Here is a 21,634-nt window from a genome sequence, read left to right as displayed (position 1 = left end):
GCTGGCGCATTCATGGTTTAACCGGTTTCGCAAATTGATACCACGATACGAGAAGACGGATCTCTCATACATTGCGCTCAACACATTGGCGGCCGCTATGATTGTCTTGAACAAGGTCATGGTTATTTATGGATAAGCACTAAGCCATCCGCTAAGTAAAAGAAAAGGAAGGCTTCCATGTCACAGACCACCGAGAAAGCCTTTGAGAGCTATGTCGAGCAGATGTTGTTGGCCAAGGGTTGGCAGCAGGGTTCGGTGAGCGAGTGGGACCGGGAGCGGGCGCTGTTCCCCAGCCGGATCGTTGCGTTCATCGCCGCCACCCAGCCGCGGTTGTGGGAGGCGATGCGCGGCCAGCATGGGACGCAGGTGGAGCAGATGATGCTGTCGACGCTGGTCAAGGAGTTGGCCATCAAGGGCTCGCTTTATGTGCTGCGCCACGGTTTCAAGTTTTACGGCAAGACCTTCCGGCTGGCTACCTTCAAACCCGCGCATGGGCTGAATGACGAGGTACTGTCGCAATATCGGGCCAATCGCCTGACCCTCACCCGGCAGGTGCCCTGCCATCCTGGCGATCATTCCACCGTTGATCTGGTCTTTGCCGTCAATGGCCTGCCGGTGGCGACCTGTGAGCTGAAAAATCCCTGGACCGGGCAGAACTGGCGTCATGCAGTGCGCCAGTACCAGGAAGACCGCAACCCGCGCGCGCCGCTGTTTGCGTTCAAAGAGCGGGCGCTGGTGCATTTCGCCGCCGATCCGGACGAGGTGCACATGACCACCCGGCTGGCCGGGGGCAAGACTTTCTTCCTTCCCTTCAATCGCGGCAGCCACCCCGGCGAGGTGCGGTGCGGCGCCGGCAATCCGCAACATCCCTCCGGCTATCGCAGCGGCTATTTCTGGGAGGAGATCCTGGAACGCGGGAGCTTTCTCGATATTCTCGGCCATTTCGTGTTCATCGAGAAGAAAGAGGAAAAGGTTGACGACGGCAAGGGCGCTAGCCGGATCAGGACCCGCGAAACCATGATCTTCCCACGCTACCACCAGTTGGACGCCACCCGCAAACTGATTGCCGCTGCCCGCGCCGAGGGGCCGGGGCAAAACTACCTGATCCAGCATTCGGCGGGCAGCGGCAAGACCAACTCGATCTCCTGGCTGTCGCACCGGCTGGCCAGCCTGCATGACGAGCAGGATCATAAGATTTTTGACTGCGTCATCGTCATCACCGACCGGCAGGTGCTCGACCGCCAGTTGCAGGATGCCATCTACCAGATCGAGCATGCCCAGGGCGTGGTCAAGGCCATCGACCAGGATTCCAGGCAGCTGGCATCGGCCTTGATCGACGGTACCAGGATCGTGGTCACCACCCTGCAGAAGTTCCCCTTTGTGCTGCGCGGCCTGCTCCATGCCGCCGGAGCGGAAAGCGTGGACTTTCCCGACGACGAGGCAAGGGCGCAAGCCAAGGCCTGGGAAGCGGAAATCGGCAAACGCCGCTATGCGGTCATCGTGGACGAAGCGCATTCCTCCCAGACCGGTGAAACGGCGCGGGAACTGAAGGCCATTCTCGGCGCCGGCACCGGCGGCGTGAACGATGACGAGGCGGTCGACTGGGAGGATCGGCTCAACCAGGTGATGGCCTCGCGGGGGCGCCAGCCCAACTTGAGCTTCTTTGCCTACACCGCAACCCCCAAAGGAAAAACGCTCGAACTCTTCGGCCGTACCGATCCCGGCGGCAAGCCGGAGTCCTTCCACCTCTACAGCATGCGCCAGGCCATTGAGGAGCGGTTCATTCTCGACGTGCTCCAGAACTACACCACCTACCAGACCTATTTCCGCCTGATCAAGGCGGTGGAGGAGGACCCGGACCTGCCGAAAAAGAAGGCGGCGCGGGCTCTGGCAAAATTCCTGGTGATGCATCCGACCAATATCGCCCAGAAGATCGAGGTGATCGTCGAGCACTTTCGGGGCCATGTCCGCACCCATCTCGGCGGGCGCGCCAAGGCGATGGTGGTGACCGGCTCGCGCCTGCAGGCGGTGAAGTACATGGAGGCCTTGCAGCGCTATATCGATGAAAAAGGCTACACCGACATTCGGCCGCTGGTGGCCTTCAGCGGTACGGTACGCGATCCGGAAACCGGCCGGGAATATACCGAACCGGCAATGAACCATGACGTGGTCACCGGCAAGCCGATCAGTGAAAAACAATTGCCCGAGCGCTTTGCCTCGCCCGATTACCAGGTGCTGCTGGTCGCCAACAAATACCAGACCGGATTCGATCAGCCGCTCTTGATGGCGATGTACGTGGACAAGCGGCTGGACGGCGTGCAGGCGGTGCAGACCCTGTCGCGCCTCAACCGCATGGTGCCGGGCAAGGAGACGCCGTTCGTGCTCGATTTCGTCAATGAAGCCGAAGACATCTACCGGGCCTTCAAGCCGTACTTCGATGCCGCCAGCCTGCAGGAAAGCTCGGATCCCGCCCTGCTTGAACAGCTCAAGCATGAGTTGGACGGGTTTCAGGTCTATCACTGGGGCGAGGTGGAGGCCTTTGCCCGCATCTTCTACCGAGCACCCAACAAGCAGAACCCGGCCGACCATGCCCACCTGCAGCGCCATCTGCAACCGGCGGTGGATCGCTTCAAGGCGATGGAGGACGAGGAGCAGCGCGGCCAGTTCCGCGACAAGCTGAACGGCTATGTCAAGGTGTACGGCTTCCTCAGCCAGATCATCCCCTATGCCGATCCCGATCTGGAGATGCTCTACAGCTTTGGCCGGTTGCTGTTGCCGCACCTGCCGCTGGAACGCGATACCGACACCGTCAAGCTCGGCGATGAGGTGGGCCTGCAGTACTATCGCTTGCAACGGGTCTTTTCCGGGGCCATCAAGTTGCGCGAGGGCGAAGGCGAATACGGGGTGAAAAGTCCCACCGACGTCGGCACCGGCAAGGCCAAGGAAGAGAAAGCGCCGCTGTCGGAAATCATCGGGGTGTTGAACGATCGTTTCGGCACCAACTTTACCGAAGAGGACCGCCTCTTTTTCGAGCAGATCAAGGAAAAGGCGACCAAAAGCCCGGAGGTGGTCCGGCTGCGGAGGGCCAACCCCTTCGATAAATTCCAGTTGGGCCTGCGCCAGATGCTGGAAGACCTGATGATCCAGCGCATGGGAGAAAACGACAAGATCGTCTCGCGTTACATGGACGACAAGGTCTTCGAGGATGCGGCCTTTGCGGTCCTCTCCAAGGTGATTTACGAGACAATCCCGGCCGAGGATGGCGCCGTGGAGTAAGAGGGGTGAGCTGTTAATATGTCAAAAGATCCGGACTGGTTGCAGGTGAAGGGGGGATATGGATACGGATGATTTTTCGGAAATGGCCTGGGAGATTATTGTGCGGGCTGCTCAGGTTTCCGATACGTTGAAGGTGGAACTCGGCGCAATGAGCATGGAGCATGCAACTGAGGATGATTGGCTTCGGGGAGCCAGGGAATATCTCCAGGAGATCGTTGAAGCGCCGGAGGAATTTGTCGAATTCTGGGATTTGGAGGAGGAAGAAGGGGTGACGGCGACAATGATCAGTGAATTGGCGGTGGATCTTGCCAGCCAGGTGGAGAAAGTGCTGGCCATGCCGATGGCGGAACGAGGCTTTGAGGAGATGGAATGATGTCGGGTGCCAAGAAAAAACCGACGTGGAATGACCTCAAACGCACCATCGGCGGCTTGGACCGAGACGCCCTGCTGGGCTTGGTGCATGATCTCTATGCAGCCAACAAGGAGAACAAGGCCTTCCTGCACGCACGATTTGGTTTGGGTGATGATGTTCTCGAACCCTATAAGGCGACCATCTCCCGCTGGGTCTGTCCCGATGTGATGCGCAACCAGGATTACTCGATTTCCAAGGCCAAGAAAGCGATTTCGGATTACAAGAAAGCCCTCGGCCATGCTGAGGGACTGGCTGAATTAACGGTATTCTATTGCGAATCCTGCCGGGATTTTCTTGGGTTTTGCAGTGTAGATGACGAGGTGTATTTTAATGCCCTGGTGCGAATGTTCGAGCAGGCTTTGAAATATATTCGACAACTTGATCCGGATCAGCAAGAACACTATCGGAAGCGGCTTGACAGTGTTCACACTCAAGCCGGCGATTGGGGGTGGGGTGTCGGCGATGACATGGACGAGCTGATGGCGGAGTATGGATTTGCCCCGGAATGACCAGGCTCCCCGGTCGAGGGTTGGCCGGTTGCTGTATTGACCATGGAGTGATGAAAAACAAAAAGCCGTAACCAATCGGAATGGTTACGGCTTTATTCGTTAAGCATGGCGGAGAGGCAGGGATTCGAACCCTGGGTGGGGTCACCCCCACAACGGTTTTCGAGACCGCCCCGTTCGACCGCTCCGGCACCTCTCCACGCCGGGCTATTGATACCGTGTTCTTGCCGGAACGTCAACAGTTCTAGAGAGCTGTTGACTTTGCCCGGACCCGTGGGTACAAATGTGGCAATGATTTTTTCACCAAGGAGCGGCCATGCGTATTGACGGGTTGCACACGAAAGTTGTCGGAGTTCTGTTGCTTTGCTGCTCCCTGCTGCTGTTGGGCGGCTGTGCGAAGATGTATGGCCTCAAGGAAGAACCCAAGATTTCCGTTGCCGATATCCGCATTCAGGAAGTCAAGGCGATGGAAGGCGTCTTCCTGATTAAATTGCGGGTGTTGAATCCCAACGATGTGGCCTTGGACATCCATGGCATCAACTGCGACCTGGAGATCAACGGCCGCCATTTTGCCAGCGGCATCGGCGACAGCAGCCAAACTGTGGCCGCCTTCGGCACCACTTTGGTGCCGGTGGAAGTCTACGCCTCGGTGCTGGACATGGTCGCCTCGGTGGCCGACCTGCTCCATACCGCCGGCAAGCTGCCCTCCAAGGACAAGCCGCTGCCGTACACGCTCAAGGGTACGGTCCGCATCGGTGTCCACGGCTTCACGAAGGATGTCCCCTTCAATTCCTCGGGCGAGCTGTCCCTGAAGGGACTGGCCCTGTCCCGGTGAGTCCGGCTCCGGGGGGCCGGTACCGGGCGATGCTTTTTCCGGCGGCCCGGCCGTGTCTCGCGATCCACGTTCCATCCGCCTCCGCACCCGGTTTTTTCGTCGCGCAACTGCCTGCCGTGCCACACTTCTGTCATAATTGTGTTGACAGGATCGACCGGTACAATAGAGTAGGTTCCCCTTTATGACGGAATCCACGACACACGGACAGGCAATGCTCACACCACGGCAGGGACAGATTCTCGTCCGCTTGGCGCGACAACAGATCGAGCGGCATCTGGGGCTGGCGCCGTCGCGGCCGGTCACCGACGACGACCTCGACCAGCCGGCATTGCAACAGGAGCGGGGCGTATTCGTCACCCTGCACAAACGCAAGGCCCTGCGCGGCTGCATCGGCAGCCTGAGCGGGGTGGAATCCATTGTCGCCGGCGTTCGCCGGCATGCCCTCAACGCAGCCTTCCACGATGGCCGTTTCCAGCCGGTGACCGCGGCCGAGCTGGACGCGCTCGAGGTGGAAGTTTCGGTCCTCACCGCTCCCCGTCCCCTGGCCTACGAAAACGCCGACCAGCTGCTCCGCCTGTTGAAGCCGGAAATCGACGGCGTTATCCTCGAGGGACCCGGTGGAGCCGGGGCCACCTTTCTGCCCCAGGTGTGGCAACAGTTGCCCGCGCCGGAACAGTTCCTCGGCCACCTCTGCCGCAAGGCCGGGATGCCGGAGGGGGCCTGGGGCTCGGGCCGGCTCGTCATTTCGACCTATCAGGTGCAATCCTTTGCGGAATCCCGCTCCGGCGGCCAGGCTACATGAAAGAATTGTTTCTCCCGCCGGAACTCTCGTGCGAGATCGGCGAAATTTACCGCTCCATGGTCATCGTCTACGACGAGGTGGCCCGGGAAATTCCCCTGACCTGCACGGGCTGCCCGGACAACTGCTGCGACTCCTATTTCCTCCATCACACCTACTGCGAATGGGCCTATCTGTGGGAAGGCATCCGGGCTCTGGACGACGACCGGCTGGACCGGATCATGCAGCGGGCGCGCGACTACGTGGCCAGGAGCCGTCAGGCGATCGCCAGGGGCGAGCGGCCGCAGCTGATGTGTCCGCTCAACGACTCCGGGCTGTGCGGACTCTACGAGCACCGGCTGATGATCTGCCGCACCCACGGCGTGCCCGCGACCCTGATCCGTCCGGACGGCCAGCCGCTTCGCTTCCCCGGCTGTTTCCGCTGCCAGGAGATCGTCACCGGCAGCTATCCGGCCGAGACCGACGCCCCGGCCATGGACCGGACCGTCCTCTACCAGCGGCTGGCGCAGCTCGAGACCCGCTTCCTCGGCGAGCGGCGCGGCTTCTTGCCGAAAATCCGGCTGACCATCGCCGAAATGATTGTCAACGGTCCGCCCAAGGACATCAAATCCACCTGAACTTGAGCTTTTTCCCACGCATTCATGGACACTACGGTACAACAGGCGCGCGACGCCATTCTTGCCGGCGGCCGGATCGACCGGCCCACGGCCCTCCGTCTTTCGGACGGCAACCGGGAAGACCTGTGGCGGGCCGCCGACGAAATCCGCCGCCACTTCTGCGGCGATCGTTTCGATCTCTGCTCGATCATCAATGCCAGGAGCGGCAATTGCACCGAAAACTGCCGCTTTTGCGCCCAGTCGGCCCGGCACCGCACCGGCATCGAATCCTACGAGGCGGTGGCCGAGGCCGAGGTCCTGATCCAGGCCAAGGACAACGACGACCACGGCGTGCACCGCATCTCGCTGGTCACCAGCGGCCGCAGCCTGTCGCCGGACACCCTGGCCGAACTGACCCGCTTGTTCGGCCAAATCGCGGAGTCCTCCTCCATGCTGCTGTGCGCCTCGGCCGGTTTCCTCACCGAGGAGATCGCCGCCGGCCTGTACGCGGCCGGGGTGCGGCGCTACCACTGCAACCTGGAGGCGAGCCGGAACTACTTTCCCCAGGTCTGCACCACCCACACCTGGGCGGAGAAGGTCGAAACGCTGCGCCTGGCCCGCCGAACCGGGATGTCGCTCTGCTCCGGCGGCATCATCGGCATGGGCGAGGCCATGGAGGACCGGATCGACATGGCCTTTGAGCTGCGCGAACTGGAGGTGAAGTCGATTCCGATCAACATCCTCACCGCCATTCCTGGAACGCCCCTGGCCGAACTGACGCCGCTGGCGCTCGACGAGGTGCTGACCACCGTGGCCCTGTTCCGCTGCATCAATCCGGATGCGGTGATCCGCATGGCCGGCGGCCGGCAGCAGCTGGGGCGCGAGCAGTACCGCTGCTTCGCCGCCGGGGCCAACGGCGCCATTGTCGGCAATTACCTGACCACCACCGGCTCGTCCATCGCCGAGGATCTCACCCGGATCTCGGCCCTGGGCTTCACCTTCGAGCGGCCGACACCATGAGCCTCGATATCGACGGCCTGCTCGATTTCGACCGCGACCACCTCTGGCACCCGTACACCTCGACCACCAGGCCGCTGCCCGTCTATCCGGCGGCCTCGGCCGAGGGCACGCGCATCCGCCTCATGGACGGACGGGAATTGATCGACGGCATGTCTTCCTGGTGGTGCGCCATCCACGGCTACAGCCATCCAACGCTGGTCCGGGCCCTGGCCGAACAGGCCGGGCGCATGGCGCACGTCATGTTCGGCGGCCTCACCCACGAGCCGGCCGTGGCCTTGTCCCGGCTGCTGGTCGAATTGGCGCCGGCGCCGCTCGACAAGGTTTTTTTCTGCGATTCCGGTTCGGTGAGCGTCGAGGTGGCCCTGAAAATGGCCCTGCAGTATCAACAGGCGGTGGGCTGCCCCGAAAAGTACCGGCTGGTGGCCCTGCGCGGCGGCTACCATGGCGACACCTTCCATGCCATGTCGGTCTGCGATCCGGTCACCGGCATGCACACTCTGTTCGAGCGCTCGCTGCCGCACCAGTTCTTCGCGCCCCGGCCCGAATGCCGGTTCGACGCCGCTTGGGACGAGAACGACCTGGCGGCCATGGGCCGTCTGCTGGCCGACCATCACCACGAGATCGCCGCGGTGATCGTCGAGCCCATCATCCAGGGGGCCGGCGGCATGTGGTTCTACCACCCCGAGTACCTGCGTGGCCTCCGGCGTTTGTGCGACCAACACCGGGTGCTGCTGATCTTCGATGAAGTCGCTACCGGTTTCGGCCGCACCGGCACGATGTTCGCCGCCGACCACGCCGGGGTCGCGCCGGACATCATGTGCCTGGGCAAGGCCATCACCGGCGGCACCATGACCCTGGCCGCCACCCTGGCCACCACCGCCGTGGCCACCGCCATCTCCGAGGCTGAACCGGGCGTGTTCATGCACGGGCCCACCTTCATGGGCAATCCCCTGGCCTGCGCCGTGGCTTGCGCCTCGACCCGGTTGCTGCTGGATTCGCCCTGGCAGGAGCGGGTGGCCGCCATCGGCAACCAGCTGCGGGTGGAGTTGGAGCCGGCCCGTGGCCTGGACACCGTGGCCGATGTCCGGGTGCTGGGCGCCATCGGCGTCATCGAAACCACCCGGCCGGTGAACATGGCGGTCTTGCAGAAATTTTTCGTCGAGCAAGGGGTATGGATCCGCCCCTTTGGCCGGCTGATCTACCTGATGCCGCCCTATGTCGTCGCGCCGGAGGAACTCAGCCGCCTGACCGGCGCCGCGGTCCGGGCGGCGGCCATGGCCGCCTGAAGCGGGCGGCCCGGCTTCCACGTTCCGCCCGGTGAACGACAACCCCATCCCTGCCGCCCCGCCGGCTTTCCCATGAAACGCGAACTGGTCAACAAGAGCGTGCTCCTGGTCCTGGTGCTTCTCATCTCGGGCCTGTTTCTCGGCATGATCCGGCAATTCCTCATGCCGATCTTCATGGCCGGCATCTTTGCCGCCATCCTCAGCCCGACGCACCGCTGGCTTGCCGGCAAGATCGGCGGCCGGGACAACCTGGCCTCGATCCTGGTCATCGCCGGCATCGTCCTGCTGGTGCTGATCCCGCTTTCGCTCCTGATCGGGGTGGTGGTCGCCCAGGCGATCAGCGTCAGCCAGTCGGTCAGCCCCTGGGTCCAGTCCTTTATCCACGAACCCACGGCCGTGACCTCCTACCTGGAACATTTGCCCTACTACAAGCAGATCCTGCCCTACCGCGCCCTGATCATCGAGAAGGCCGGACAGGCGGTGGGCAACCTGTCCACCTTCCTGATCAACAGCCTCTCGGCGGTGACCATGCAGACGGTCAACGCGGTGTTCAGCAGCGTGATCATGCTCTACGTGATGTTCTATTTTCTGACCATGGGCGAAGTGCTCTTGACCAAGATCCTCTACTTCCTGCCGCTACAGGACCGCGACGAACGGCGCCTGCTGCACCGTTTCACCTCGGTCACCAAGGCCACCCTCAAAGGCACCCTGATCATCGGCGCCCTCCAGGGCTGCATCTGCGGCGTGGCCTTTGCCCTGGCCGGCATCCAGGGACCGGTCTTTTGGGGTACGGTGATGGCGGTGATGTCGATCGTGCCCGCGTTCGGCACCGCCATCGTCTGGGTGCCGGCCCTGATCATCCTCGCCCTCAAGGGAGAACTGCTCGGGGTGGTCATCCTGGCGGTACTGTGCGGCGCGGTGGCGGGCAACCTCGACAATGTCCTGCGGCCCCGGCTGGTCGGCAAGGATACCGAGATGCACGATTTGTTCGTGCTGTTCGGCACCCTGGGCGGCATCAGCCTGTTCGGCATCCTGGGCATCATCCTCGGCCCGATCGTCGCCGCCCTGTTCATCACCATCTGGGAAATCTACGGCAAGGCCTTCGAGACCTATTTGCCCGATGTCGGCCCTTTGTTCGGTGCCGGCCAGGGGGGCCGGCGGCCGGAGGAACCGCCCGCCGGCCCGTTCGAGCCGCCGGCGCCATCGGCCCCCGCAGTGGAACCGGCGGCAACGGCGATCTTGCCGGAGCAGGATGCGCCGACCAATGGGGAAAGCGATCGGAAAAGCGATGCAACAGGCGGGAATGTTGGTTGAATTTCCCTCTGTTCTCCAGTACAAAACAATACTCTTTTCCCATTGGGGATGACGGCACGCACGAGTGCCGATGATCCCGACTTGATTGATTCCAACCTGAACGGCAGCTGGAGGGGTACTGCGATGAGCGAAGCAACCCGAGTGAAGAATACCGGCCTGCGCGGGGTGACCGTGGCCGATTCCGCGATCAGTTTCATTGACGGCGAAAAAGGCGTGCTGATTTACCGGGGATACCGGATCGAGGATCTGGCCGACCGCTCGTCGTTCATGGAAACGGTGTACCTGCTGCTGTTCGGCACCCTGCCCACCGGCGAGCATCTGGAGGCCTTCACCCGCCAGGTCAAGGATCTGCGCCGGGTTCCCGGCTACGTGATCGACTCCATGCGCCACTGGCCCAAAAGCGCCCGGCCCATGGATGTGCTCCAAGCCTGCGTGCCCCTGTTGTCCATGGCCGAGGAGCATGGCGACACCATGGACAGGCAGGTCTGTCTCAACCGGTCCATTGCCCTGATTGCCCAGATGCCGACCCTGGTGGCGGCCTGGCACCGCATCCGCAACGATCAAGCGGTGCTCGATCCCGATCCCGATCTCGACCATGCCGGCAACTTCCTCTGGATGCTCCAGGGGAAAAAGCCCGACCCGGCCACGGCCAAGGACCTGGACGTCTGCCTGATCCTCCATGCCGACCACACCTTCAACGCCTCCACCTTTGCCGCCCGCGAGGTGGTATCCACCCGCGCCAGCCTGTATGCCGGGGTGGCCGCCGGCCTGGGTGCGCTTTCCGGCAGCCTGCACGGCGGTGCCAACGCCAAGGTGATGGAGATGCTGCTCAAGCTGGAACACGAGCCGGATATCGAGGGCTGGGTCAGCGCCCAACTGGCCGGGGGCGAGCGGATCATGGGCATGGGCCACGCCATCTACAAGACCGGCGATCCCCGGGCGGTCTATCTCAAGCGGATGGGTCAGCGGCTGGGCGCCCAGACCGGCGGCAAATGGGCGGACATCTCCCGCAAGATCGAGGAAACCGCCCTGGCGATCTTCGCTGGCCTGGGCAAGAGCACCATCCTGCCCAACGTCGATTTCAACTCGGCGCCGGTCTACTACCTGATGGGCATCCCCACCGATCTCATGACCCCGATCTTCGCCATCTCCCGGGTGGCGGGCTGGTGCGCCCACATCATCGAGGAACAGTTCGCCGACGTCCAGGGCAAGCCCGCCCTCTATCGGCCCCAGGCCCAGTACGTGGGCGAATACTGCGGCCTGATGGGATGCGAATACTCGCCGATGAGCACCCGGAAATAACCAACCGAATGACCCGCGCCGCTGCCGGCATCACCAGGCGGCGGCGCTTAGGTCGACCTTTTTCTCGGCAATCAGTTTCAGGCAGGCATCGACGCTTGCGGGGTGATAGAGGGTGCCCCGGCCGGCGCGGACTTCCGAAAGGGCGGTCTCCAGGCCGAGCGAGGGCCGATAGGGCCGGTGCGAACTCATGGCCTCCACCACGTCGGCCACGGTCAGGATCTGGGATTCAAGCAGCAGATCCTTGGCGGTGAGCCCCTGGGGATACCCCGATCCGTCGAGGTGTTCGTGGTGCTGGTGGACGATGTCGGCCACCGGCCAGGGGAAGGGGATATCCTTGAGGATTTCGTAGCCCACCTCGGTATGGCATTTGATGATCGCCCGTTCCTGGGCCGAGAGGCGGGCCGGTTTGGCCAGGTATTCCGAGGGCAGGCTGATCTTGCCGATGTCGTGGAGCAGGGCGGCGAAATGCAGCCCCTCGATCCGGTCCTCGTCAAGTCCGAGCTCGCGGGCAATGGCGCAGGCCAGCCGGTCGACCCGCATCTGGTGACCGGCGGTGTAGGGATCGCGTTTTTCCGCGGCCAGGGCCAGCGACTTGACCGTTTCCTCCAGGCTGTTGTGGAGGGCGTCCCGGCTCTTTTTCAGGGCCTCCAGCGCGTGCCTGCGCTCCGAAATATCGCGGGACACCCCCCGGTATCCCAGCAGCGCGCCGTTGTCGGCAAACACCGGCACCCCGTTTTTCTCGATCACCACGATCCGGCCGTCCCGAGTCTGGCAGACGGTCTCGAAGCCGCTGAACGGCTGGCGCGAGTCGATCAGCTTCCGGAAGAGCCGGCTGGTCCGTTCCACCTCCTGGATGGCGATCAAATCCACCAAATGCTTGCCGATCAGCTCCTCGGGCGCAAACCCGAGCAGATCGCGCACCTTGGGGCTGCTATAGGTGTAGACCCCCTTGGCGTTGATCTCCCAGATCCAGTCGCTGGTGGTTTCGACCAGCGAGCGGAACCGTTCCCTGCTCTCCTCCAGGGCGGTCAGCAGCCGCTCCCGTTCCTCCCAGATGATGCGGCGGACCCGGTCGGCCAGGACCGTGTGGCGGATCATGTAGAAAGCCAGAAAAGAAACCAGCAGCAGAATGACCGAGGCGATGGCGTTGAGCTGCTTGGCGATCAGGCCGATCTCGACATTGACGTCCTCGATGTACAGCCCGGTGCCGACGACCCAGCCCCAGGGGGTAAATCCGCGCACATATGAAAGCTTGGGCACGATTTTGCCGACATCGTCCTGCCACTGGAAACGGTAGTCGACATAGCCCGCCCCCTGGTTTTTGACCACCTTGACGAACTCCTCCAGCAGATTCTTGCCCAGCGGATAGCGGACATCGGGCACGGCCTCGCCGCGAAGGTCGGGGCGGTAGGGGTGCATGACGAGCAACCCCTGCATGTTGTTGACCCAGAAGTAATCCTTGTTCACCGGCCCGTAGCGGATATCGCGGATGATGTTCAGGGCGGTCTGCTGGGCCTGCTCCCGGCTCATGCTCCCGGCCCGCTCCATCCGTTCGTAGGAGGCGACCATGTCCCAGACCACGGTGTTCATCTCCCGCAGCATCTCCCGTTTCCTGGCCAGCAGGTTCTCCTTGAAGGAAGGCAGGATGATGACGAAGGTGGCGGTAACGAACAGGACCACGGTGAGCAGGGCCGGCAGGGCGATCCTGATGGAAATGGCATGGGCGAATTTTCGTTTTTTGTCCTTTTCCATGCTGGGCGCTCGGCGGAAAAGCGGGGCGATGCGGGCGGGAGGGCGGCTATGCCCCGAACGCCCTCTTTTTTCGTCAAACATAATGGTTAGCGAGCGGATCAGCAAGGTTTCTGACGGCCCTGGCTGTGGCAAATGACCGGCTTGGGCGGACAGTCTTTGGCGGTGAGATTGGGCTTGACTTTCATGAATCGATCAAGTTCTGTTGCAAACAGCTTTCAGGTTCCTTGCGAGGATGAAAAGGGAACTCCGTGTAAATCGGAGACGGGCCCGCCGCTGTAACCGGGGACGATCGCCGCATGAAGGTCACTGGCCGAAAGGCTGGGAAGACGCGACGAAAGGACGAGCCGGGAGTCAGAAGACCTGCCTGCAAAGTGACGATCGCTCCCCGCGGATCAGGGAGACGGCGCCGATACGTGGATAAAAGGGCATCCCCGGATCATTTTGAATGGTCCGGGGATTTTTTTTGAGGGAGGCGCGGTGCGCCTTCTGCCGGACCAGTGCGGCGGGCGGTTCGGGGCCGCTGACGATGCCTCCGAACCCCCTGGGAAGAACGGCTCCGAACCCGGAGGCCGGGAGAACAGGTCGGAACGCGGAACGCCACCGGTTGCCATGTCCGGGAAGGCCAGCGGCGCATTGTTTGCCGGCGATGCGCCACTGCCCAAGCCCCCCCTTTCCGTTTCCGATACCCCTCTCAGCCGCGTGCTGGAGCCGTTTTTCTTGTGCGTGCGTTTGCCGCGCCCCCTTGCTCCCCCGCCCGTGCAACAAGCGGGCAAAATTCCAGGCCAAACCCTCCGGCATTGCTTGCTTTTTTTCTTTCCGCCGGATCGATTCCCATCCGGCTTGCCCGGTCCGGCCTGTGGGCCGGCGCTTTGGCGGGTTTTCTTGCGCCATCCGGGCCCGCGACTTAGTGTACAAACAGGGTTCATCGCAACAACTCCTTGAATTCCGTGGAGAAGCCAGCAATAATGGCCTTGAACCCCATTGCCGCATCCCCCACTTTCCCTCGTCAAGGAGGCGCACGATGACCGACCCCAGACACTCCTCGCTGTATACCCACCTGCAAGCCGTCAAAAAAGGCGAACGCGTCTTTGAAAACGCCTTCCAAAGCGTCAGCCGGATGATCCTGGAAAAGGAAATCAACAAGGTCACGGTCAATGGCAAGTCCACCTTCGATTTCACCATCTTCCGTGAAGGCAAGAAGCATGTGATCGGCATGTACGACGAGATCAACTCGTTCGTCTCCTTTGTCAAGGACGCCTCCCAGGGCGGTTCCTCCAAGGAAATGGCCTTTGTCCTGGTGGGCGAGCCCGGCAACGGCAAGACCTTCCTGGTCGAATACCTGTGCTCCCTGTACCGCAATTTTCTCTCCCTGCCGAAAAACAGGAAATACACCTTCCGCTTCACCGGCCTGGAGCGGGTGGGCGGCTACGGCGCCATCAAGACCATCGAGTCGCAGACCTACGAGGACCCGATGATCCTGGCGCTCAACCTGTTCGAGAGCCGCGACGAGTCCCTGGCCTACCTGGCCAAGAAATGCAAGGCAGGCGACGCGCTGCTGGCCCAGTGGGCCGAGAACTATCGGCCGCTGGGGGCCTGTTCGGCCTATATCTGGAACGATATCCGCGCCATGGCCGGCGACGACATCGAAGAGATGCTGCGCTGCGTCGAGGTCGTGCCGGTGCCGCTGGTGGAGAGCTTGGGCACGGTCACCGGCAAGTATCCGGCCAAGGACAAGATCACCTCCTCGGCGGTGGATCTCCTCGGCGAGGAGTCGATCCAGCGGCTGCTGCACATCACCGACACCAACAACCCCTACCGTTTCGACCTGCGGCGCGGGGCGCTGGCCCGGGTGGCCGGCGGCGGCATCCACTTCAGCGACGAGATCTACAAGAACAAGAAGGATCTGGTGCAGGTGTACCTGGGCATCATCCAGAACCGGACCATCGAGATCGACGGCTATCGCTGGCCGATCGACACCCTGATCGTCGCCACCAGCAACAACTCGGAATTCAACCGGTTCCTGGCTGAAAAGGAAGAGGCGCCGATCGTCGACCGCTGCCGCATCTGCTATGTTTCCCACAACACCGATTACCGCCAGCAGCGCGACCTGACCGCCTATGCCATCGGCAACGAGGCCAAGACCACGCTCACCGGCAACACCATGCACCAGGATCCGAACCTCAACTACGCCGCCTCGGTGGGAGTGGTCCTGACCCGCCTGCCCCGCTCGGAGAAGCTGACCCCGGTCGAGACCATGAAGCTGGCGGCCGGCGAGGTGGCCGGCGAAAAAAGCCTGAAAACCCTGTCCGAGGTGATCGACACCCTCAACCAGGAACACGACATCACCAAGCGTTTCGGCCAGAAGGGCCTGGGCCAGCGCAACCTGGGGCGCACCATGCAGTTGATGCTGGAAAGTTCGGAAACCAACGAGGGCAGGTGCATGTTCGCCTACGACGTGTTCACCGCCCTGGAGCGGGTGATCCTCGACTATGTTTCCGAGGCCGCCGACCGGGCCAAGTTCCTGGACGATCTCAAGATCGCCAAGGGGCTCTACCGCGAGCGGATCATGACCGAGATGTTCAACGCCTACATGGACGAGCCCCTGGCCATCCGCAAGGACGTGCTCAACTACGTCAACATGATCATCGGCATCGACGCCGAGAACCTGGGAGTGGACCGGATGTGGAAATACAAGAATCCGCAGACCGGCGAGCTGGTGGCGCTGAAGATCGACGAACGCTACATCGATTCGGTGGAGGCCGGCCTGGGCCTGAAGGTCCGCGAGCAGAAGGACTCGTTCCGCACCTCGATCCGCAAGATCTACGGCCAGAAGATCTCGGTCAACCCGGACTACGACTTCATGGATAACCTGGAGCTGGTCAAGGCGGTGACCGACGTGCGCCTCAAGTCGGACATCGCCGGCGCCGGCAGCCTGATCGGCGCCCTGGCCAACAGGACCAACGAGGAGAACCAGAAGCTCTACGACCGGATGATCGACACCATGCTCAACAAGCTCGGCTACTGCCTCACCTGCGCCCAGAAGACCATCGAGTATTTCTGCACCCAGGTGGACGAGAATTGACGGGATGGACCACAAAGCTGCGGAGGCGGCCATGCACAGGTTGCGGCAACTGTATCGACGGCTTAAGGCCAGGGGGCTGACCGAGGAGCAGCGGCGGGTGATCGAGTTTGAGCTCGCCCAGGCCGAACAGGGCGGCAACCCCGAGTTCATCCACCGATTCGGCCAGGCGCCCGCGGCCCGTTCCCTCTACAGCTACGCCGATCCGGAATTGTTCGCCCAGGGGCTGCCTTCGCCGGTGCTGTCGCTGGTGGCGGCGCAGTCGCTCGACCACCTCCTCCAACGCGACCTCCAGCGCGAGCAGGACGGTTTTCCCCGCAAGATCCGTATCGGCAAGCTGGTCAAGCCCGGCCGCGACGGCGACGACAAGGTGGTGGTAATCCCCACCACGGTGGAGGAGAAGCTGATCCACGACAGCGTCCCCGAGGACGAGGAAGGCGAGGACGGCGAAGGCCAGGAGCCGGGCGAGGGCGGAGCCGGCGAAGGCGAGGAGGGCGAGGTCATCGGCGAACAGCCGGTGCGTGAGGAGCAGGGTGGCGGCAGCGGAGCCGGCCAGGGCCAGGGCGGTTCCCATGAACTGGAATCCACGGTCTACGACCTGGGCCGGGTGCTGACCGAGCAGTTTGCCCTGCCCAACCTGCGCGACAAGGGCAAGAAACGCTCGCTCACCCGTTTCGCCTACGACCTCACCGACAAGAACCGCGGCTTCGGCCAGATCCTCGACAAAAAAGCGACCTTGCGGCGGGTGCTGCAAACCAATATCGCCCTCGGGCGGGTGCGGGCCGGGGCGCCGATCGACGCCGGCGGCCTGATGGTTTCGCCCGACGACCGGGTCTACCGCATCCTTTCCCGGGAAAAGGATTACGAATCCCAGGCCGTGGTCTTTTTCGTGCGCGACTATTCCGGCTCCATGGCCGGCAAGCCGACCGAGTTGGTGGTCAACCAGCATGTGCTGATCTACGCCTGGCTGAGCTACCAGTACCAGAACCAGGTCGAGACCCGCTTCATCCTCCACGACACCGAGGCCAGGGAAGTGGAGAATTTCCAGGCCTATTACCAGATGCAGGTGGCCGGCGGCACCCAGGTGGCCTCGGCCTACCGGCTGGTCAACCGGATCGTGGACGAGGAAGAATTGACCCGCGATTATTCGATTTACATCTTCCACGGCACCGATGGCGACGACTGGGACACCTACGGCGAGGAAACCCTGCCCGAGTTGGAAAAGATGCTGGTCTACGCCAGCCGGGTCGGGATCACCGTGGCCGAGAACGGCCTGGAGGGCTCCCGCCGCAGCGAGGTGGAGAAGTACCTGACCAAGTCGGGCCTGCTGGAAACCAAGAAGGAGTTGCTGCGGATGGACGTGATGTCCAAGGACAGCACCGAGGCCAGGGTCATCGAGGGAATAAAACGTCTGATTTCTTAACGCCGGGCTGAACGCCCGCCGCCGGTGCGATAATGGAACTGATCAGTCAGCATGCCAAGCGGATCATGGAAGGGTGCAAGGAGCGCGCCCGGCAGGCCGGTTTGCGTTTCGGGGACGAAACCCTGGAATACGTCGTCACCAACCGCGACCTGGTGGCCCTGGGCCCCAAGGTGATGATCCCCACCCTCTACGACTACTGGGTGCAGGATGTCGAGGTGCTGCGGGACCAGGGACGCTACGAACTCTATCCCAGCAATCCCTACGAAACGGTGATCAACACCCGGCCGCCGATTTCCTACTACAACGACAACAATCCCGACTGGCTCAACGTGATGATCTTCTATCACGTCATCGGCCACATCGATCTGTTCCAGAACAACCTCTTCTTCCGGCACACCTGGGACTACGATTTCGCCGGCCGGGCCCTGGCCGACAAGCGGCTGTTCGCCCGGCTGCGTTCGGAAAAGGGCCGCTGGCTCGACTACGTGATCGAATTCGCCCGGACCATCGACAACCTGGTGGGCTATTTCGACCTGCTGGCCGAAAGCGGCGAATCCGGGGGCGAACGGTCCTTGAGCCTGCTCGATTATTACTTCGATGTCTTTCTCCAGCGCGGGATCAAATCGGGGGTGAGTCTCTATGCCGGCGAGATAGAGCGCTACAACCGGATGTGCCGGGAGTTTCCCGAGGACGGCGAGCTGCGGTTTCTCAAGAGCGTGACCGAGAAGCACCGGGAGCTGGAGACCCTGTACGCCAAGAAACTGCGGGAGAAAAAGCAGGTCGGCCGGACCGATCCGCTGCAATTTTTGATGGCGCACTCGCCCTTCCTCAACCGGGAAGAGAACCGTTGGATGCTGATGGTTCTGGAGGTGATCCGCTCGACCTCGCTCTATTTCCAGCCCCAGATCCGCACCAAGATCCTCAACGAGGGCTGGGCCTCCTACTGGCACGACACCCTGTTCTTAGGCGACGACCGCATCAAGGGCCACGAAGTCGACTACGCCATCGTCAACGCCAAGGTGACCTCCATGCCCCGGGTCGGGCTCAATCCCTACGCGCTCGGCATGCGGCTCTTCCAATATCTGGAGCAGCGGGCCGATCGCGGCCGTACCGGTCTGGCCTACTTTCAGACCCGCGACCGGCAGGAGCGGCGGCGGTTCGACCGGGCCACTGGCCAGGGGCGGGACTTCATCTTTCACCTCCGCGAGAATTACTGCGACTCGATGTTCGTCAACCAGTTCATCGACCAGGATTTCGTCGATCAGCACCGGTTGTTCGTGGTCGGCAAGCGGCTGAACAAGGAACGGATGACCTGGCAATACTATGTCCGCAGCCGCAAGGCCGCCGACTACAAACAGATGGTGGCCGACAGCCTCTATCATCCGCCCCGGGTCGAGGTCAGGGTGGACGGAAACAATGTCCTGGTTCTCGACCATCAGTTCGAGGGTAAGCCGCTGCTGCGCGATCTTATCCCCGGCGTGATGCTGGGCCTGGAATACCTCTGGGGCGGCGAGGTGCATCTCTACACCAGGGTGCCGATTCCGGTGAAGTCGAACCGGGAGAGCGACGACCAGGCCCGGGAGGAGATGCCCAAACGGACCATTCAGTGGAAGCGGTTCCGCTATTCCATGAAGGACAGGACGCTGTCGCGCACCCTGGCGGAATGACGGCAGGGCGCGACAAGCGTACAACAGGGAGACGACAGGATGGGCGCACTCACCAAGGCCTTGGCAACCCTCAAGCAGTACAAGGAAGACCGGCATCGGCAGGACGAGCTCTGCTTCACCGAGTTCCTCGGCGAGGTGGTCGAACGGCCCGAACGGAACATCCGCAACGTCACCCAGGTCTATGCCGACATGGTCCACCACTATGTCACCGCCGGCGGCGACGAGTATCCGGGCGACCCGGAATCGATCAGCTATCTCAACTACAACTGCTGCAACCTGTTCGTCGAAGGATCGGACCGGCCGTTTTTTGCCGACCGCCTGTTCGCCAATCGCTTGATTCGCCACGTGGAATCGTTGTCGGTCGGCGACCAGCAGAACAAGATCTATATCTTCGACGGCCCGCACGGCAGCGGCAAGTCGACCTTTCTCAACAACCTGCTGCGCAAGTTCGAGGAGTACGCCAACACCCCGGAAGGCACCCGCTACGAGCTGGTGTGGCGGCTGCAGGTGCCCGAACTGGCCGGCAACGTCCAGCTGCTCAACCTGATCGGCAAGCTGCCGCAGTTGCTGAGCGAGGAGGAGAGCCGGGCGGACGATGCCGAGCCCGGCGGCGAAGAAAAGGGGATAGTCGCCAATTGGCTGACCCTGCCCTGTCCGAGCCACGACCATCCCCTGCTGATCGTTCCCAAGGCGATCCGCCGGCAGTTCCTCGACGAATTGCTGGACAACGACCAGTTCAAGGCCCAGCTGTTTCACGAGAAGCGCTACGAATGGGTGTTCCGCGAGGAGCCGTGCACCATCTGCCTGTCGCTCTATCAGGAGCTGCTGAAAAAAGAGGGCGATCCCCTCAAGGTGCTGGAGTCGGTCTTTGCCCGGCCCTATGTGTTCAACCGGCGGCTGGGGGCCGGGATTTCGGTGTTCAACCCCGGCGACCGTCGTTCGCAGCGCAACGTCCGCACCGACGACGAGGTGCAGCGCATTCTCAACGGCCTGTTCTCGCCCGCCGGCAAGGTGCCCTATCTCTATTCCGGCTATGCCAAGATCAACAACGGCATCTATGCCTTGATGGACGTCAAGTCGCACAACACCGAGCGGCTGATGGATTTGCACAACATCGTCAGCGACGGCGTGCACAAGGTCGACCACGTCGAGGAGCGGGTCAACAGCCTCTTTTTTGCCCTGATGAACCCGGAAGACAAGCGGGTGCTCACCGACCTGGCCGCCTTCGCCGACCGGATCGAGTATGTCAATATTCCCTATGTTCTCGATATAAAAACAGAAGTTGAGATATACCGGGAGGTGTTCGGCGCCCATATCGACGACAGCTTTCTGCCGCGCGTTCTGCATAACTTCGCCCGGGTGATCGTGGCCACCCGGTTGCCGACCAAGTCGGACGCCATGCTCGAATGGATTCAGGACCCCGACAAGTACGAGTTGTACTGCGATCACAACCTGCAACTGCTCAAGATGGAGATCTACACCGGCCACATTCCGGCCTGGCTGGCCGAGGAAGACGTGGAGCGATTCACCTCCAAGCGGCGGCTGAAGATCATCGCCGAATCGGAACAGGACGGTTGGCGGGGGCTGTCCGGACGCGATTCCATCCGGATGTTCAACGAGTTCTATTCGATCTACGCCCGGGAAGACAAACTGATCGACATGTCGATGCTCGGCAAGTTCTTCCGCAAATACTGCAAGAAGGACAAAAGCATCCTGCCCATGGGCTTCCTCGATTCCCTGCAGCGCATGTACAATTACTCGGTGTTGCAGTCGGTCAAGGAAGCCTTGTACGACTACAACGAGGAGCAGATTGCCCGGGATATCCAGAACTACATGTTTGCGGTCAACTTCGAACCGGGAACCGTGGCGACCTGCCGGTTCACCGGCGAACGGCTGGAGATCAACGAGGCCTTCTTCCAACGGATCGAATCGCGCCTGATGATCGCTGCCGGCGGTGCCGCCGCCTTCCGCGCCAGCGTGCAGAAGGCCTACACCAGCTCGGCCCTGACCCAGGAGATCTTGCGTGACAATCTTGCGGTCACCGAGACCGGGCTCTACCAGCACCTCTACGAACGCTATATCCACACCCTGAAGGAAAAGGTGCTCGATCCCTTCCTGGAAAACGAGAATTTCCGGCGGGCGGTCAAGGAATTCGACCAGGAATCGTTCAAGGCCTACGACCAGAAGATCCAGAGCGACATCCGCTTCATGATGAAGAACCTGCAGAAGAAATTCGGCTACACCCGCCAGGGCGCCAAGGAGATCTGCATCTACGTCATCGACAACGGCCTGGCCAGGGTGTTTTCCGAGCAAGGCAATCTCGGGCAGTTCACGCCCTGATCAGCGGGTCGAAAAAGAAAAAGCCGG

General features: G+C 62.0%; 15 protein-coding genes, 1 tRNA gene, 1 pseudogene and 1 riboswitch. Of the genes and pseudogenes, 15 read left to right on the top strand and 2 right to left on the bottom strand.

Features of this window, described 5'->3' with window-relative positions; all coding sequences use genetic code 11:
* From RMR13_RS11030 to RMR13_RS11015, 4 genes and pseudogenes are all read left to right on the top strand, one after another.
* Nucleotides 1-136, top strand: a pseudogene (locus tag RMR13_RS11030) (IS5/IS1182 family transposase); the annotation flags it as partial.
* A 41-nt stretch (nucleotides 137-177) separates the two neighbouring features.
* Nucleotides 178-3,276: a type I restriction endonuclease gene (locus RMR13_RS11025; RefSeq protein WP_310600684.1), complete on the top strand. Its 3,099-nt coding sequence runs from the start codon at nucleotides 178-180 to the stop codon at nucleotides 3,274-3,276.
* Between the two features lie 58 nt (nucleotides 3,277-3,334).
* On the top strand, nucleotides 3,335-3,649 hold the full coding sequence (locus RMR13_RS11020; RefSeq protein WP_310600683.1) for a hypothetical protein: 315 nt from the start codon (nucleotides 3,335-3,337) through the stop codon (nucleotides 3,647-3,649).
* Complete coding sequence (locus RMR13_RS11015) at nucleotides 3,646-4,197, top strand: hypothetical protein (RefSeq protein WP_310600682.1); 552 nt, start codon at nucleotides 3,646-3,648, stop codon at nucleotides 4,195-4,197. The genes RMR13_RS11020 and RMR13_RS11015 overlap by 4 nt, the downstream gene beginning before the upstream one ends.
* A 106-nt stretch (nucleotides 4,198-4,303) precedes the next feature.
* Here RMR13_RS11015 and RMR13_RS11010 read toward each other — a convergent pair.
* Nucleotides 4,304-4,393: transfer RNA gene (locus tag RMR13_RS11010), tRNA-Ser, on the bottom strand.
* A gap of 117 nt (nucleotides 4,394-4,510) precedes the next feature.
* Between RMR13_RS11010 and RMR13_RS11005 the strand changes: the two genes are divergently transcribed.
* The 7 genes from RMR13_RS11005 (at nucleotide 4,511) to RMR13_RS10975 (ending at nucleotide 11,346) form a co-directional block, all read left to right on the top strand.
* Nucleotides 4,511-5,029 (top strand): LEA type 2 family protein, encoded by a 519-nt coding sequence (locus tag RMR13_RS11005; protein ID WP_310600681.1) that lies wholly within the window; start codon nucleotides 4,511-4,513, stop codon nucleotides 5,027-5,029.
* Between the two features lie 211 nt (nucleotides 5,030-5,240).
* A complete protein-coding gene (amrA, locus tag RMR13_RS11000; protein WP_310600680.1) occupies nucleotides 5,241-5,831 on the top strand; it encodes an AmmeMemoRadiSam system protein A in 591 nt (196 codons plus the stop codon).
* The gene (locus RMR13_RS10995; protein ID WP_310600679.1) at nucleotides 5,828-6,445 is read left to right on the top strand and encodes a hypothetical protein; all 618 of its coding nucleotides are present in this window, start codon (nucleotides 5,828-5,830) and stop codon (nucleotides 6,443-6,445) included. The genes amrA and RMR13_RS10995 overlap by 4 nt, the downstream gene beginning before the upstream one ends.
* 24 nt (nucleotides 6,446-6,469) lie before the next feature.
* Nucleotides 6,470-7,444, top strand: a complete 975-nt coding sequence (gene bioB / locus RMR13_RS10990; RefSeq protein WP_310600678.1) for a biotin synthase BioB — start codon at nucleotides 6,470-6,472, stop codon at nucleotides 7,442-7,444.
* Nucleotides 7,441-8,730 (top strand): adenosylmethionine--8-amino-7-oxononanoate transaminase, encoded by a 1,290-nt coding sequence (gene bioA / locus RMR13_RS10985; protein WP_310600677.1) that lies wholly within the window; start codon nucleotides 7,441-7,443, stop codon nucleotides 8,728-8,730. The genes bioB and bioA overlap by 4 nt, the downstream gene beginning before the upstream one ends.
* 72 nt (nucleotides 8,731-8,802) lie before the next feature.
* Entirely contained in the window at nucleotides 8,803-10,044 is a 1,242-nt protein-coding gene (locus tag RMR13_RS10980) for an AI-2E family transporter (protein WP_310600676.1), read from the top strand.
* Nucleotides 10,045-10,167: 123 nt separating this feature from the next.
* A complete protein-coding gene (locus RMR13_RS10975) occupies nucleotides 10,168-11,346 on the top strand; it encodes a citrate/2-methylcitrate synthase (RefSeq protein WP_310600675.1) in 1,179 nt (392 codons plus the stop codon).
* A 30-nt stretch (nucleotides 11,347-11,376) separates the two neighbouring features.
* Here the strand turns inward: RMR13_RS10975 and RMR13_RS10970 are convergent, their stop codons facing one another.
* Nucleotides 11,377-13,098, bottom strand: a complete 1,722-nt coding sequence (locus RMR13_RS10970; RefSeq protein ID WP_310600674.1) for a cache domain-containing protein — start codon at nucleotides 13,096-13,098, stop codon at nucleotides 11,377-11,379.
* A 200-nt stretch (nucleotides 13,099-13,298) separates the two neighbouring features.
* A riboswitch (cobalamin riboswitch) is annotated at nucleotides 13,299-13,481 on the top strand.
* Between the two features lie 638 nt (nucleotides 13,482-14,119).
* Between RMR13_RS10970 and RMR13_RS10965 the strand changes: the two genes are divergently transcribed.
* The 4 genes from RMR13_RS10965 to RMR13_RS10950 are packed head-to-tail and all read left to right on the top strand — an operon-like array spanning nucleotide 14,120 to nucleotide 21,607.
* Nucleotides 14,120-16,180 (top strand): serine protein kinase PrkA, encoded by a 2,061-nt coding sequence (locus RMR13_RS10965; protein WP_310600673.1) that lies wholly within the window; start codon nucleotides 14,120-14,122, stop codon nucleotides 16,178-16,180.
* Between the two features lie 31 nt (nucleotides 16,181-16,211).
* Nucleotides 16,212-17,600, top strand: a complete 1,389-nt coding sequence (locus RMR13_RS10960) for a DUF444 family protein (RefSeq protein WP_409070286.1) — start codon at nucleotides 16,212-16,214, stop codon at nucleotides 17,598-17,600.
* A gap of 32 nt (nucleotides 17,601-17,632) precedes the next feature.
* On the top strand, nucleotides 17,633-19,267 hold the full coding sequence (locus RMR13_RS10955) for a SpoVR family protein (protein WP_310600671.1): 1,635 nt from the start codon (nucleotides 17,633-17,635) through the stop codon (nucleotides 19,265-19,267).
* A 39-nt stretch (nucleotides 19,268-19,306) separates the two neighbouring features.
* On the top strand, nucleotides 19,307-21,607 hold the full coding sequence (locus tag RMR13_RS10950; protein ID WP_310600670.1) for a serine protein kinase PrkA: 2,301 nt from the start codon (nucleotides 19,307-19,309) through the stop codon (nucleotides 21,605-21,607).
* Nucleotides 21,608-21,634 lie beyond the last annotated feature (27 nt).

Source organism: Desulfobulbus sp. (genome assembly GCF_031547805.1).
Classification (GTDB): Bacteria; Desulfobacterota; Desulfobulbia; order Desulfobulbales; family Desulfobulbaceae; genus Desulfobulbus.
Note: the sequence above shows the minus strand (reverse complement) of the source record. Positions and strands in the feature narration are given on the sequence as shown.